A 12,578-nucleotide genomic window follows, 5' to 3' on the forward strand; every position below is an offset into this window, starting at 1 on the left:
GCGCCCCGGAAGTTTTTGAGAAGAGGAGACCATGAAGATTCTGTTTGTGTGTACCGGAAACACCTGCCGCAGCCCTATGGCCCAGCTGCTGTATGAGCAGCTGTACGCCGACCCGGGCGACAGCTGCCAGAGTGCCGGTCTCTCGGCTTTTGCCGGCGATCCCATCAGTGAGGGGGCCCGCCAGGTGTTGGCTGAGCGGGGCATCGATGCCAGCGGGTTCAGGGCCCGGCCGCTCTCGCTGTACATGGTCGAGGAGGCCGACGCCATCTGCGTGATGACCCCTCAGCACGCCCAGCTGCTGGGGCAGATGGTGGACGCGGCCACCCGCCAGAAAATACACGTGTTGGGCGCACCGGCAGGTATCAGCGACCCATTTGGCGGCGACTTAGACACCTATCGCCGCTGCCGCGACGAGATCGCTGCTGCCCTACAGCAGCTGCGGACTGGCCGATGTCAGTGACAATAGCCCCGGCAGTGGCCGAGCAGCTGGGGGAGGTCGCCGCTATCGAGTGTGCGGCGCTGCCGGCTGAGGCCTGGAGTAAACAGCAGCTGGCGAATGCTCTGTGCGATCAACAACAGCTGTTTTTGGTCGCTTGTGCTGGTGGCGGTACGGTAGTGGGGCATATTTTGTGCCGAGTGGTATGCGGTGACGGCGAGCTGCTCAGCCTGGCGGTGAGCCCCGCGGCCCGCCGCCGGGGCGTGGGCCGGGCCTTACTGCAGGCAGCACAAAAAGAGGCGCTGCGCCGTGACTGTACCGCTATGGGGCTGGAGGTGCGCGCTCAAAACCGGGCAGCTATCGCGCTGTACCGGGATCAGGGGTTTATTCCGGTCGGGCGCCGCCGGGGCTTTTACCGCGCCCCGATCGACGACGCGCTGGTGATGTTGTGGCAGCCGCCGCGGCCCACACAAGACAGGAGCGAGCGAACCGCTGTAGGCGGCGAGATAGAGATATAGGGGGATACTGCATGCTGGTATTGGGAATAGAGTCGTCCTGCGACGAAACTGCCTGCGCGGTAGTGGAGGACGGGCGCATTGTGCACGCGAATATCGTCGCCTCGCAGATCGAGGAGCACCGGCTGTACGGCGGCGTGGTGCCCGAGATCGCCTCCCGCCGCCACGCTGAGGCCATCAGCCAGATCTACGAGCAGGCGTTGTCCGAAGCCGGAGCCGGTCTCGGCGATATCGATGCCATCGGCGTGACCTATGCGCCGGGGCTCATCGGCTGCCTGCTGGTAGGGCTCAATTTTGCCAAGGGCCTCTCTTACGCGAGCGGCATCCCGCTGGTGCCGGTACACCACCTGCGCGGCCACATCGCCGCCAACTACATAGCTCACCCCGACCTAAAGCCACCTTTTTTATGCCTGGTGGCCTCCGGCGGGCACAGCCACATTATCGAGGTGCTCGATTACACCAGTTTTCGGGTCGTTGGCCGCACCCGGGATGATGCCGCTGGCGAAGCATTTGATAAGGCCGCCCGTACCATGGGCTTTTCCTATCCCGGCGGGGTGCAGCTCGACCGCGCCGCTCAGAGCGGCGACCCCACGGCTTTCGCCTTTCCCACGCCCCGGCTCGATACCCCGTACGACTTCAGCTTTTCTGGCCTCAAAACGGCAGTCATCAACCTGGTACACAACGCCACGCAAAAGGGGCAACAGCTGCCGGTAGAGGACCTGTGCGCCAGCTTTCAAAATAAGGTGGCCACTATATTGTGCGACAAGCTGCTGCTGGCTGCCCGCGATCTCGGTTACCGCACCATCGCTGTGGCCGGCGGGGTAAGTGCCAACTCGGGCCTGCGGGGCCAGTTGGAGCGCCGCTGCGGCGAGTTGGGCTACGCGCTGTACCTGCCGCCGCTGGCACTGTGCGGCGACAACGGAGCCATGATCGGCGCCCAGGGATACTATGAGTACTGTGCCGGCAACACCGCCAGCTTGGCACAAAATGCTTGCGCCAGTTTGCCGATCGATGTCACCTGAATAGAACAGAGATCCTGGACTTGCTAGAAAGGTCCGGGATCTTGTTATATACAAATAAAATATTACAATTAGTATTATACGTTGCTGAAAATTATGCAAGCGATTGCAAGAACAGATAAGAGCCCAATAAGGGCTTTTTTATTGCCAAAAGATACAAATTTGTACTCTGCAAACCGTGCAAACGCTGAAAAGAAGTTTTGCTGCTTGTGCCGGTGCTGGGGCAGACAGTATAATCAAATTGATAGGAAATAAAAGTGCCGCATATCCATGGGACGGCGCCCTGCTGGCGCTGTACCTTTAAAAGTGGCGCGCCGCCGTGCACTGCCGGTCGGGCGCATACACCATGCCAGATGCAGTGTGCGAAACGGAGGTAAACAGTATGCAAAAGATGCCGATCGTCTTTGACTGTGACCCCGGCCACGACGACGCGGTGGCCCTGTTCATGGCTGTGGGCAGCGAGCGGTTCGATCTGCGGGGCATCACCTGTGTGCCGGGCAACAATCTGCTCGACAAGGTGAGTCAAAACGCACTGAAATTGACCGAGTTTTTGGGGCTGGATATACCGGTAGTGGCCGGTTGTCCCAAGCCGCTGGCGCAGGAGTGCCACCCGGCGGTATCGGTGCACGGTGCCAGCGGAATGGAGGGCCCCCATCTGCCACTGCCCAAAAAGCAGCTGGCCAAAGTAAACGCCATCGATTTTTTGGCCCAGCAGATCAGAGAAGCCGGCGGTGAGCTGACCATCGTGGCAGTGGGCCCGCTGACCAATATCGCCACCCTGCTGCTGGCCTACCCCGAACTCAAAGGCGACATCAAGCGCATCTGTATCATGGGCGGCAGTGCCGAGGGGGGGAATGTCACCCCGGTTGCAGAATTCAATATCTGGCACGACCCCGAGGCGGCGCGCATCGTCTTTGCCTCAGGGGTGCCCATCACCATGTGCGGGCTGGACGTGACCCACCGGCTGTATATCACCGAGCCGGAGGTGGAGGAGATCCGTGCGCTGGGCCGTGTCGGCCGCCTGGCCGCCGAGCTGTTTGACTACTATAAGATGTACCACGGCGAAGGCGGGGTGCACAATGTCATCCCCCACGACGCGGTGGCGGTCTGCTGGCTGCTGGACCCCGAGATGTTTTATACCCGCAGCCTGCACGTGGAGGTAGATGCCGGCAGCGGCCTGTCGCGCGGGTGTACTCAGGTGTTTGCCATCAGCCGCGATATGGGCGACGACTCGGTAAAGGCAGAGGTCGTATTCGACGGTGACCGTGACAAATTCGTGCAGATGTTTAAGCACTGCATCGCCAATTTGGGCTGAGGAGGGGAACGTTATGGATAAAAGACCGTTTATCATCGACTGCGACCCCGGCATCGACGACGCAGTAGCCATCTTTCTGGCTGCCTCCTGCGACGCCTTCGACATTCGGGCGATCACCTCGGTGGCGGGCAATGTGGATATCGATCTCACCACCCGCAATGCACTGGATCTGTGTCACGTGGTGGGACTAGATACCATCGTGGCCCGCGGCGCGGCGCGCCCCATGATGGTAGAGCCCAAGATATCGGTTGGCGCCCACGGGGCTACCGGCCTGGGCACGGTGGTGCTGGAGCGCTCGCCCCAGGCAGAGGATGGCCGCCACGCCTGGGATGTGATCTACGACGAGGCAGTTAAGGCTGCCGGCGAATTAGAGATCATCGCCATGGGCCCGCTGACCAACCTGGGAATACTGCTCACCAAGTACCCCGATGCGCCCCGCTACATCAAAAAGATAACCATCATGGGCGGAAGCCGGGTGTACGGCAATTCCTGCGCCTACGGCGAGTACAATGTGTGGGCCGACCCGCTGGCTTCCGATATCGTCTTTCGGTCAGATATCCCCATGGCCATGGTGGGGCTCGAGACCATTTTTCGGGCCAAGCTCACCAGCAGCGACTGGGAAGACCTGTTCGCCGAAAAAAATCACATCAGCGAGATCACCCGTGAGATATTGCGCCACAAGACCGAGCGCGGGGAGGGGATCATGGACCGCATTACCGCCCGATCCGATGACCCGTCGCCGCTGCTGTGCGACTGCATGACGGTAGCCTGCGTAGTAGACCCCTCTATTGCCAAATTTGAGCGGCGGTACGTCTGTGTAGAAACAGCCGAGGGTCCCAGCCGTGGGCGCACCATTATCGACTGGCAAAACCGCAGTGGACATTCGCGCAACTGCGAGGTGGCGGTGTCGGTAGACCGCGCCGGCTTTAAGGCGGTCATGCAGAAGATGTTTGCCCACTACAGCAAGTAACTGTTTAAATGCGCACAGACCGGCTGCCGCCCGGGCGACCCGGGCGGCAGTGTTTTGGCTGTACACATATATGCTCGGCCCCTGGGCCGGGGCGCAGTGAGAGAAGAGAGGAAGAGGATGGAAAAAATGGACAGAAGACCACTCATCATCGACGGTGATCCCGGGCATGACGACGTAATGGCCATTATGCTGGCTTATGCCAGCGGCCGTTTCGATCTCAAAGGCATCACCTGTGTCAATGGCAACTGCCCGCTGCCCAAAGCGGTGGACAATATTTTGAAAACGCTGGATTACCTGGAACTCGATATCCCGGTATATGCCGGCGCCGCTACCCCGATGCGGGGCTATAACAAGCCGGCGGTCATGTGCCACGGTGCCTCGGGCTTAGCGGGCCCCATACTGCCGCCGGCCACGTCGAAGGTGCGCGATATGCGGGCCATCGAGTTTATTGCCAAAACACTGCGTGAGAGTGACGAGAAGGTGCTGCTGGCACCGCTGGGCCCCCTGACCAACATTGCCGATTTCATGATCGCCTACCCCGAGCTCATCGGTAAGATCGAGCGCATCTCGCTGATGGGCGGCGGCGCACTGCACGGCAACGTCACCCCGGCCGCTGAGTTTAATATCTGGCACGACCCCGAGGCGGCGCGCATCGTATTCTCCTCGGGCGTGCCCATAACCATGTGCGGGCTGGACGTGACTGAGCACGCCTTTGTCGACCCGTCGGACATCCAGCGCTTTCGCGATCTGGGTACCCGAGCCGGCAGATTTGCCGCTGAGCTGATGGATTACTACTGTCTGGCTTTTCAGCGCATGGGCATGATGGAGAACGCCCTGCACGATCCGGTGGCTATCTACGCGCTGCTGTACCCCGAAAAGGTAGAGACTCATAAGTACTATGTGGAGGTCGACATTTTCGGTGAGTACACCCGCGGCTGCACTGTTACCGACATGGTCGACTCGGTTCCCGGCAAACAGCCCAATGTGGATGTGGCTTTTGATCTGGACCGCAACGACTTTATCGATAAGCTGTGCGACGCGCTGGTAAAACTGGGCTGAGGCCGGAAAGGAACGAGAACATGCTGGAGAAAAGACCACTTATTATAGATTGCGACCCGGGTATCGACGATTTCGTCGCCATCCTGCTGGCCAATAGCTGCGGTCAGTTCGACATTCGCGCCATTACTACTCTGGGCGGCAATGTACTGCCCCAATATACCGCCCGCAACGCCAAGAATACCGCCGCCATGATCGGCCTCGACTGTCCCATCGGCAGAGGCGCCCAAAAGCCGCTGATGCACGAGATCGACACCGCCGATTACATCCACGGCGTCGACGGTATCGGCGGGGTGGAACTGCCCGAATCCGATCGCCCCTTTGACGAGCGCCCGGCCTGGGATATCATTTACGACGAGGCCTGCAAGTTTCCCGGCCAGCTGGAGGTGGCGGCCATCGGCCCGCTGACCAACATCGCTATTCTGTTCAGAAAGTACCCCGAGGTGGTGCGTCTCATCAAAAAACTGCATATCATGGGCGGCTCCACCACTACCGGCAACCACTCTCCCTACGGCGAGTTCAACATTTGGGAAGATGTATTGGCAGCTGATATTGTATTTAATAGCGGTGTAGAACTGCGCATGGTGGGGCTCGACTGCACTCGACAGGGCCAATGTGATAAGCAGGTGTGGCACCAGGGACTGCAAAAGCCGGGGCTGGTGATCTCAAAGCTGCGCGAGATGATGGCCTTTGACCCCACTCAGACCGAACTGTACCGCCAGCACCGGGGCATCAAGCCGCCCAAAGACGTAGAGAACTACGTGCCCGGTCTGCCCGATGCGGTAACTATGGCCGGTATGATCGACGAGGACCTGCTGCAGTGCCAAAAATACTATGTGATGGTCGAGACCACCGGACCCCTGACCTATGGCTGGACCATGGTCGACTGGAATATGACCACCCGCAAGCCATTTAACTGCGAGGTGGCACTAAAGGTAGACACCGACCGCATTACCGAGCTGTACCATCAGATGTTTGAATTTTACGAGGGAAAATAGCGGTATCGACACCAAAACATAAAGACCTGCATATAAAGAACAACGGAAGAGCCGCTCGGCGATCGATGCCGGGCGGCTCTTTGATATGTTTTTTGCATGTAGCGGATACGCCCTCGATATCGGGGGAGGTAACACAGGCATCACTTTTTAATGGCGGTGCAGGCGCAGCTGCTTGACGATGTCTCCGGCCACAGCAAAAGGTGAGGAGTCAGCCGCTATCTGCAGGCTGCAGCAGTTTTCGTATAGCGGACGGCGGCTGTCGTACAGTGCGCGCAGCTGGTCGGGGGTGCTATTTTGCACCAGCGGCCGAGTGGAATGACAGATGCGGCGATAGCAGGCCTCAAAAGAACAGTCTAAAAACACGGTACACCAGTTCTCTTGCAGCAGCTGGGCGTTACGCGCAAAGATGGGCAGCCCCCCCCCGCAGGAGAGCACCACTCGGTGAGGTCTCTGCTCTGTCAGGTATTGGTGTTCCAAATCGCGAAAGTACTGCTCTGAAAACTGGGCAAATATCTGCGGGATATGCATCTGCTCCCCGTGCTCGATAGCTGTGTCCAGGTCTATAAAGTGATAATTTAAACGCCGGGCAAGCTCTTTGCCCACCGTAGATTTGCCGCAGCCCATAAAGCCGATCAGGGCGATACCGTCAACCATGTAGCCCATCCTCCATCTCTGCCGTTATAGCAGCCAGCGCAGCGGGGTCAAAATCAGTTCCCAGCCAGATGTGCTGGGCCGCTGCCGCCTGCAGCACCAACATGTGCATACCGCCCAGCGCCTGAATGCCCATCGCCTGGGCACGGCGCAACAGCAGTGTTTGACGCGGGTTGTAGATACAATCGAAAACAGCCCCACAGCGGGAAATGACCTGCTCAGATACCGGGCAACCCTCAGAGTGCGGGTACATCCCCACCGGGGTGGCGTTAAGCAGAAGCGAAAACTGGCCGTCGATCTCGCCAAAAGATACCATCTGCCAGCGGGCGCCGGTGGCTGCCAGATCATCGGCCAGTGCCCGGGCATTGTCGCTGGCGGGGTCGCGCACTGCTACAGTCAGGCTGTTGCAGCTGTCGGCTGCCTCTAGGGCCATCATCCGCCCAGCCCCCCCAGCGCCCAGCAGCAAAATATCTCCCTTAAGGTCGCTGCCCAGTGCAGCTATCGACTGCAAAAAGCCCACCACATCGGTGTTGTGGCCGGCCAGTGTTCGGCAGTCAATGGTGTTGACGGCACCGTAACGGCTGGCGACCGGCGATATCTGGCGCAGGTGCGGTAAGATCATCCGCTTATAGGGAATGGTGGCGTTGAGCCCATCGTACTGCTGGAGCAGCTTATCGATGCGGTCATCAAAGGCATCTCGGGGTATCTCGATCAGCTGATAATCGGCATCCTGTACGCCAGATAGGGCAAACAGACGGCTGTGTATCTGGGGAGACAGTGAGTGGGGGAGTTTTTCTCCCAAAAGGCCAAAATGTTGCATAGACTCAGACCTCCGGCGCATACTGATTTGCATGAGTGGGGCTGCAGCTTTTTGGCACCCCACACTGTGGCCATTATAGCACACCTCGACAAAGCTTGTCGAATAGCGCCGCCGGCTGGACCCGATGCCATAGATAGCGCTTTGATCGGCCAAAAGCCACAGCACTGGCGGTGGAAAACAAGAATTTTTTGAAAAATATAGAAATAGGCATTGACAGGTGCGGGTAAAACGGGTATATATTGTTTAGGCAGTCAAAGGATCGCTAGGCCGGCCTTTGACCATCATAAAAAATTTATTAAAATTCGGATACTGGAGGAAACGAAAAATGGTATTTGAGAAGGTTAAGACCATCCTGTGCGACCAGCTGGACATTGAGGAAGACACCGTTACCATGGAGTCGAACATCATCGACGACCTGGGCGCCGACTCTCTGGATGTAGTGGACCTGGTGATGTCTCTGGAGGAGGAGTTCGACATCGAGATCCCCGATGAGGAAGTAGAGAACATCAAAGCGGTGGGCGACATCGTCAAATACATCGAGGCAAACATCTAAGCTTGCAATTCGTTTTCCAGTGGGGCGCCGTTTGGCGCCCCACTTTTGTCTGTCCTATATCTGCCAAGACTTGTGCCAGTATTTTTGATCAGTTGTTTGCTGAAAGTGCTTTATCCTGTCTGATATTCGACCGCAGCAGGGGGAGGCCGGTCCTTGGCAACACCCCCCCAGATCCAGTTAAAAATAGGTCTGCTCTTAACAGGCGGCTAGTTCCTTCCTTATTTATATAGGGGCGACTGTAGGCTGGGGGATACATCCAGGCCGTATTCTGTTAAAAAATGGCGGAAAATATCACCTGCTAAAGATTGTGCATCTATACGAAAATCGACTTGAAAAATCTTCAAAAAAGCTGAAAAAAGTCTTGCAATGAGGACGAGTATCGTGTATTATAATAGAGCGTGACTGCACAGATATGCGATGAAGCGGGAGGTTGCCATGCCCCTGGCATGGGTTTTTCCGTGGAGTATGTCCGATTTTAAACCGGGCGACAGTAAATACTGAACACGGCGACGTAGTAGTACAGGGGTAATTCTGTGCTCTGCCGCCGAAAACGGGTCTTTCTGACCTTCCCGGATAAACTTGCGTAGTCGAGTTTATTCGTTTTTTTATGGGCCAATTTGAAACACCCGGCTCAGTGTTTAGTTTTTAAGAACCGCCCCAAAAAACAAATGTCTTAGGAGGCGATTTAAATGGCAGTCAAAGAGAAAATCCGCATCAGACTCAAAGGGTACGATCACAACTTGGTAGACAAATCGGCCGAGAAGATCATTGAGACCGCTAAGCGCACCGGCGCCCGGGTCTCTGGTCCCATCCCCCTGCCCACCAAAAAAGAGGTCGTCACCATCCTGCGCGCTGTGCATAAATACAAAGACAGCCGCGAGCAGTTTGAGAGACGGACGCACAAGCGGCTCATCGACATCCTGCGGCCCTCGAACAAGACCGTAGAGAGCCTGATGAGCCTGCAGCTCCCCGCCGGTGTGGACATCGAGATCAAGCTGTAAGCTCGGCCGATATCCCCAGGGCAGAGAGGTCATGTTGGCGAGAGCCAACCAATAACCGAAGGAGGAAAAGAACATGGAAAAAGCAATCATCGGCAAAAAGCTCGGTATGACCCAGCTTTTCGACGAAGAGGGCAAGATCATCCCGGTGACCATCGTGGAGGCCGGCCCCTGCGTAGTGGTACAGAAAAAGACCGCCGACAACGACGGTTATGACGCTGTGCAGGTGGGCTATGGCGAGGCCAGTGTGAAGAGCACCAGCAAGCCCGCCAAAGGCCACTTCGACAAAGCCGACGTAGCGCCCAAAAAGCACCTGAAAGAGTTCCGGCTCGCAGGCGCAGCCGAAATGGAAGTCGGCGCTATCATCAAGGCGGACACCTTTGCTGTGGGCGACCACGTAGACGTGCACGGCACTAGCAAAGGTAAGGGCTATGCCGGCACCATCAAGCGCTACGGCAACCACCGCCTGAAAGAGTCTCACGGTACCGGCCCGGTCCACCGCCACGCCGGCTCCAACGGCTCCACCTCCTCTCCCTCCCGCGTGTTCAAGGGCAAAAAGCTGCCCGGTCACATGGGCGCTGAGAGCGTGAGTGTGCAGAACCTGGAGATCGTGAAGATCGACGTAGAGAACAATCTCATCGCGCTCAAAGGTGCGGTGCCCGGCCCCAAAGGCGGCGTAGTCACCATCACCAACAGCGTGAAAGCTTAACGGAAGGAGGAGAAGCAAATGCCTAAGGTTAAAGTACTAGACATGACCGGCAAAGAGGTATCTGAGATCGCACTGAGCGACGAGATCTTCGGCATCGAGCCCAACCAGGTCGTGATGCACGAGGCAGTGGTCAACTACCTGGCCAACCAGCGTCAGGGCACCCACTCGACCCTGACCCGCACCGAAGTTCGCGGTGGCGGCCGCAAGCCCTGGAGACAGAAGGGTACCGGCCACGCCAGACAGGGCTCCATCCGCGCGCCCCAGTGGACGCACGGCGGCATCGTCTTTGGCCCCAAACCGCGCGACTACAGCTACTCCCTCAATAAAAAGGTCAAGAGACTGGCCCTCAAATCGGCTCTGTCGACCAAAGTGCTGGAAGGCGAGCTGATCGTAGTAGACAACATCGCACTGGACGGCTACAAGACCAAGGCGGTCGTCGAGATGCTGGGTGCTCTGGGCGCCGGCAAAAAGGCAATGATCGTCATGCCTGAGGCCGACCAGAAAGTCATCAAGAGCGCCGGCAACATCCCCGGGGTCAAGACCTCTTTGGTCAACACCCTGAACGTGTACGACATCCTGAACTGCGACAAGTTTATCATCGCAGCGGATGCCGTGGCGAAACTCGAGGAGGTGTATGCATAATGAAGATGGCACAGGACATCATCTTGAAGCCCATCATCACCGAGGCCAGCATGGAAGGTATGCAGCTGAAAAAGTACACCTTCAAAGTTGCCAAGGATGCAGGTAAGATCGAGATCGGCAAAGCCGTAGAAGAGCTCTTCGGCGTAAAGGTCGCGAAGGTCAACACCATGAATGTTAAAGGTCATGAGAAGAGAATGGGCCGTACCAGCGGTTACACTCCTGACTGGAAGAAAGCCATCGTCACCCTGACCGAGGATTCTAAGGGGATCGAGTTCTTCGAGAGCATGATGTAAAACCTGCCCTGCCTAGTACCGCCTGTGTTTGCGGCGGTGAGGCAAAGTATGGGGGTGCACACGGCCCCCGCAAAGCCAACAATAGGAGAGTGAACACCCAATGGCGATTAAGAAATATAACCCGACGACCCCCGGCCGTCGTGGCATGAGCGTCACCGACTACGCTGAGCTGTCTAAAAACGGCCCGGAAAAGAGCCTGCTGGCGCCCCTGAAAAAGAGTGCCGGCCGCAACAGCTACGGCCGCATCACCGTCCGCCACCGCGGCGGCGGCAACCGCAGAAAGTACCGCATCATCGACTTCAAGAGAGATAAGGCCGGCGTAGAGGCCACCGTTAAAACTCTGGAGTACGATCCCAACCGCTCGGCTTTCATCGCTCTGGTAGAGTATACCGATGGCGAGAAGAGATACATCATCGCCCCCAACGGCCTAAAGGTCGGCGACAAGGTGATGAGCGGCCCCGATGCTGATATCAAACCCGGCAACGCGCTGCCCATGCAGAACATCCCGCAGGGCACCATGATCCACAACATCGAGCTGTATCCTGGCAAAGGCGCCCAGCTGGTCCGCTCGGCTGGCAACGTGGCCCAGCTGATGGCCAAAGAGGGCAAGTACGCCCTGATCCGTCTGCCGTCCGGTGAGCTGCGCAACGTGCCCATCGGCTGCATGGCCACCGTCGGCCAGGTCTCGAACATCGATCACGAGAATGTAAATCTGGGTAAAGCCGGCAGAAAACGCCACCTGGGCTTCAGACCCACTGTGCGCGGCTCGGTCATGAACCCGGTCGACCATCCCCACGGCGGCGGCGAGGGCAAGAGCCCCATCGGCCGCAGCGGTCCTGTCACCCCTTGGGGCAAACCTGCTCTGGGCTACAAGACCCGCAAAAAACACAACCGTTCGGACAAGTTCATCGTCAAACGCGCTGGCAGCAAATAGCGGTTTTGAAAGGAGGCAATTAGAATATGGGCAGAAGCATAAAGAAAGGCCCCTTCGTACAGCCGGTTTTGCTGAAGAGAGTAGAGGCAATGAACGAGGCTGGCGAAAAGAAAGTCTTAAAAACCTGGAGCAGATCCTCCACTATCTTCCCAGATTTCGTAGGCCATACGTTTGCAGTATATGACGGCCGCAAACACGTGCCTGTATACGTCACCGAGGACATGGTAGGTCACAAACTGGGTGAGTTCGCACCCACCAGAACCTTCAAGGGCCATGCCGGTTCTAAAACATCCAACAGAGGTTAGGGTCGAAAGGAGGAAAAACAATGGAAGCGAAAGCTTACCTGCGCCATCTGCGCATTGCGCCCAGAAAGGTACAGATCGTTTTGGATCTGATCAGAAACCAGCCGGCTGCCAAGGCGATGGCGATACTCAAGGCTACTCCCAAGGCTGCTAGCGAGCCCCTCCAGAAGCTCCTGAAGTCGGCCATGGCCAATGCTGAGAACAACCACAACATGGACAAAGACAACCTGTATGTCGCAGAGTGCTTTGTCTGCCCGGGCCCGATCATGAAGCGGATCCGCCCGAGAGCTCAGGGAAGAGCATTCCGCGTCCTGAAACGGACATCGCACGTAACCATGGTCCTGAAGGAAAAGGAATAAGCTGAAAG

General features: G+C 57.5%; 17 protein-coding genes. 15 read left to right on the top strand and 2 right to left on the bottom strand.

Translation table 11 applies throughout. The features are described from left to right. Positions 1-31 precede the first annotated feature (31 nt). The 7 genes from C6Y32_RS00330 to C6Y32_RS00360 all read left to right on the top strand — a co-directional run bounded on the left by C6Y32_RS00330 (position 32) and on the right by C6Y32_RS00360 (position 6,309). Positions 32-460, top strand: coding sequence for a low molecular weight protein arginine phosphatase (locus C6Y32_RS00330; RefSeq protein ID WP_105203173.1), 429 nt, complete (start codon positions 32-34; stop codon positions 458-460). Next, a complete protein-coding gene (gene rimI / locus C6Y32_RS00335) occupies positions 451-954 on the top strand; it encodes a ribosomal protein S18-alanine N-acetyltransferase (RefSeq protein WP_105203174.1) in 504 nt (167 codons plus the stop codon). Before C6Y32_RS00330 ends, rimI begins: the two co-directional genes overlap by 10 nt. Positions 955-965: 11 nt before the next feature. Continuing rightward, entirely contained in the window at positions 966-1,973 is a 1,008-nt protein-coding gene (tsaD, locus tag C6Y32_RS00340) for a tRNA (adenosine(37)-N6)-threonylcarbamoyltransferase complex transferase subunit TsaD (RefSeq protein ID WP_105203175.1), read from the top strand. 379 nt (positions 1,974-2,352) lie between these two features. Further along, positions 2,353-3,285, top strand: a complete 933-nt coding sequence (locus tag C6Y32_RS00345) for a nucleoside hydrolase (protein WP_164998049.1) — start codon at positions 2,353-2,355, stop codon at positions 3,283-3,285. Positions 3,286-3,298: 13 nt separating this feature from the next. Continuing rightward, positions 3,299-4,255, top strand: a complete 957-nt coding sequence (locus C6Y32_RS00350) for a nucleoside hydrolase (protein WP_105203177.1) — start codon at positions 3,299-3,301, stop codon at positions 4,253-4,255. 126 nt (positions 4,256-4,381) lie between these two features. After that, positions 4,382-5,314 carry a nucleoside hydrolase gene (locus C6Y32_RS00355; RefSeq protein WP_105203642.1) on the top strand — a complete coding sequence of 311 codons (933 nt, stop codon included), beginning with the start codon at positions 4,382-4,384 and terminating at the stop codon, positions 5,312-5,314. Between the two features lie 20 nt (positions 5,315-5,334). Then, a complete protein-coding gene (locus C6Y32_RS00360; RefSeq protein ID WP_105203178.1) occupies positions 5,335-6,309 on the top strand; it encodes a nucleoside hydrolase in 975 nt (324 codons plus the stop codon). Between the two features lie 147 nt (positions 6,310-6,456). On the opposite strand, the gene C6Y32_RS00365 is transcribed toward C6Y32_RS00360, so the two are convergent. Both C6Y32_RS00365 and C6Y32_RS00370 read right to left on the bottom strand, forming a co-directional pair. Then, the gene (locus C6Y32_RS00365; protein WP_164998050.1) at positions 6,457-6,963 is read right to left on the bottom strand and encodes a shikimate kinase; all 507 of its coding nucleotides are present in this window, start codon (positions 6,961-6,963) and stop codon (positions 6,457-6,459) included. Next, positions 6,956-7,780 carry a shikimate dehydrogenase family protein gene (locus C6Y32_RS00370; protein ID WP_164998051.1) on the bottom strand — a complete coding sequence of 275 codons (825 nt, stop codon included), beginning with the start codon at positions 7,778-7,780 and terminating at the stop codon, positions 6,956-6,958. The genes C6Y32_RS00365 and C6Y32_RS00370 overlap by 8 nt, the downstream gene beginning before the upstream one ends. 325 nt (positions 7,781-8,105) lie before the next feature. Here C6Y32_RS00370 and acpP point away from each other — a divergent pair, with 325 nt between their 5' ends. The 8 genes from acpP (at position 8,106) to rplV (ending at position 12,570) form a co-directional block, all read left to right on the top strand. Further along, positions 8,106-8,333, top strand: coding sequence for an acyl carrier protein (gene acpP, locus C6Y32_RS00375; protein WP_105203181.1), 228 nt, complete (start codon positions 8,106-8,108; stop codon positions 8,331-8,333). A 689-nt stretch (positions 8,334-9,022) separates the two neighbouring features. Continuing rightward, positions 9,023-9,334 (top strand): 30S ribosomal protein S10, encoded by a 312-nt coding sequence (rpsJ, locus tag C6Y32_RS00380; protein ID WP_105203182.1) that lies wholly within the window; start codon positions 9,023-9,025, stop codon positions 9,332-9,334. Between the two features lie 73 nt (positions 9,335-9,407). Then, positions 9,408-10,040 (top strand): 50S ribosomal protein L3, encoded by a 633-nt coding sequence (rplC, locus tag C6Y32_RS00385; protein WP_105203183.1) that lies wholly within the window; start codon positions 9,408-9,410, stop codon positions 10,038-10,040. An 18-nt stretch (positions 10,041-10,058) separates the two neighbouring features. Next, positions 10,059-10,682: a 50S ribosomal protein L4 gene (rplD, locus tag C6Y32_RS00390; protein WP_105203184.1), complete on the top strand. Its 624-nt coding sequence runs from the start codon at positions 10,059-10,061 to the stop codon at positions 10,680-10,682. Continuing rightward, positions 10,682-10,975 (top strand): 50S ribosomal protein L23, encoded by a 294-nt coding sequence (gene rplW, locus C6Y32_RS00395; protein ID WP_105203185.1) that lies wholly within the window; start codon positions 10,682-10,684, stop codon positions 10,973-10,975. Before rplD ends, rplW begins: the two co-directional genes overlap by 1 nt. A gap of 100 nt (positions 10,976-11,075) precedes the next feature. Further along, positions 11,076-11,909 (top strand): 50S ribosomal protein L2, encoded by an 834-nt coding sequence (gene rplB, locus C6Y32_RS00400; protein ID WP_105203186.1) that lies wholly within the window; start codon positions 11,076-11,078, stop codon positions 11,907-11,909. A gap of 26 nt (positions 11,910-11,935) precedes the next feature. Next, positions 11,936-12,214, top strand: coding sequence for a 30S ribosomal protein S19 (rpsS, locus tag C6Y32_RS00405; RefSeq protein WP_105203187.1), 279 nt, complete (start codon positions 11,936-11,938; stop codon positions 12,212-12,214). 20 nt (positions 12,215-12,234) lie between these two features. Beyond that, positions 12,235-12,570 carry a 50S ribosomal protein L22 gene (gene rplV, locus C6Y32_RS00410; protein ID WP_105203188.1) on the top strand — a complete coding sequence of 112 codons (336 nt, stop codon included), beginning with the start codon at positions 12,235-12,237 and terminating at the stop codon, positions 12,568-12,570. Positions 12,571-12,578 lie beyond the last annotated feature (8 nt).

Origin of the sequence: Neobittarella massiliensis (ex Bilen et al. 2018) (genome assembly GCF_900289145.1) — a bacterium.
In the GTDB taxonomy this organism is placed as follows: Bacteria; Bacillota; Clostridia; order Oscillospirales; family Ruminococcaceae; genus Neobittarella; species Neobittarella massiliensis.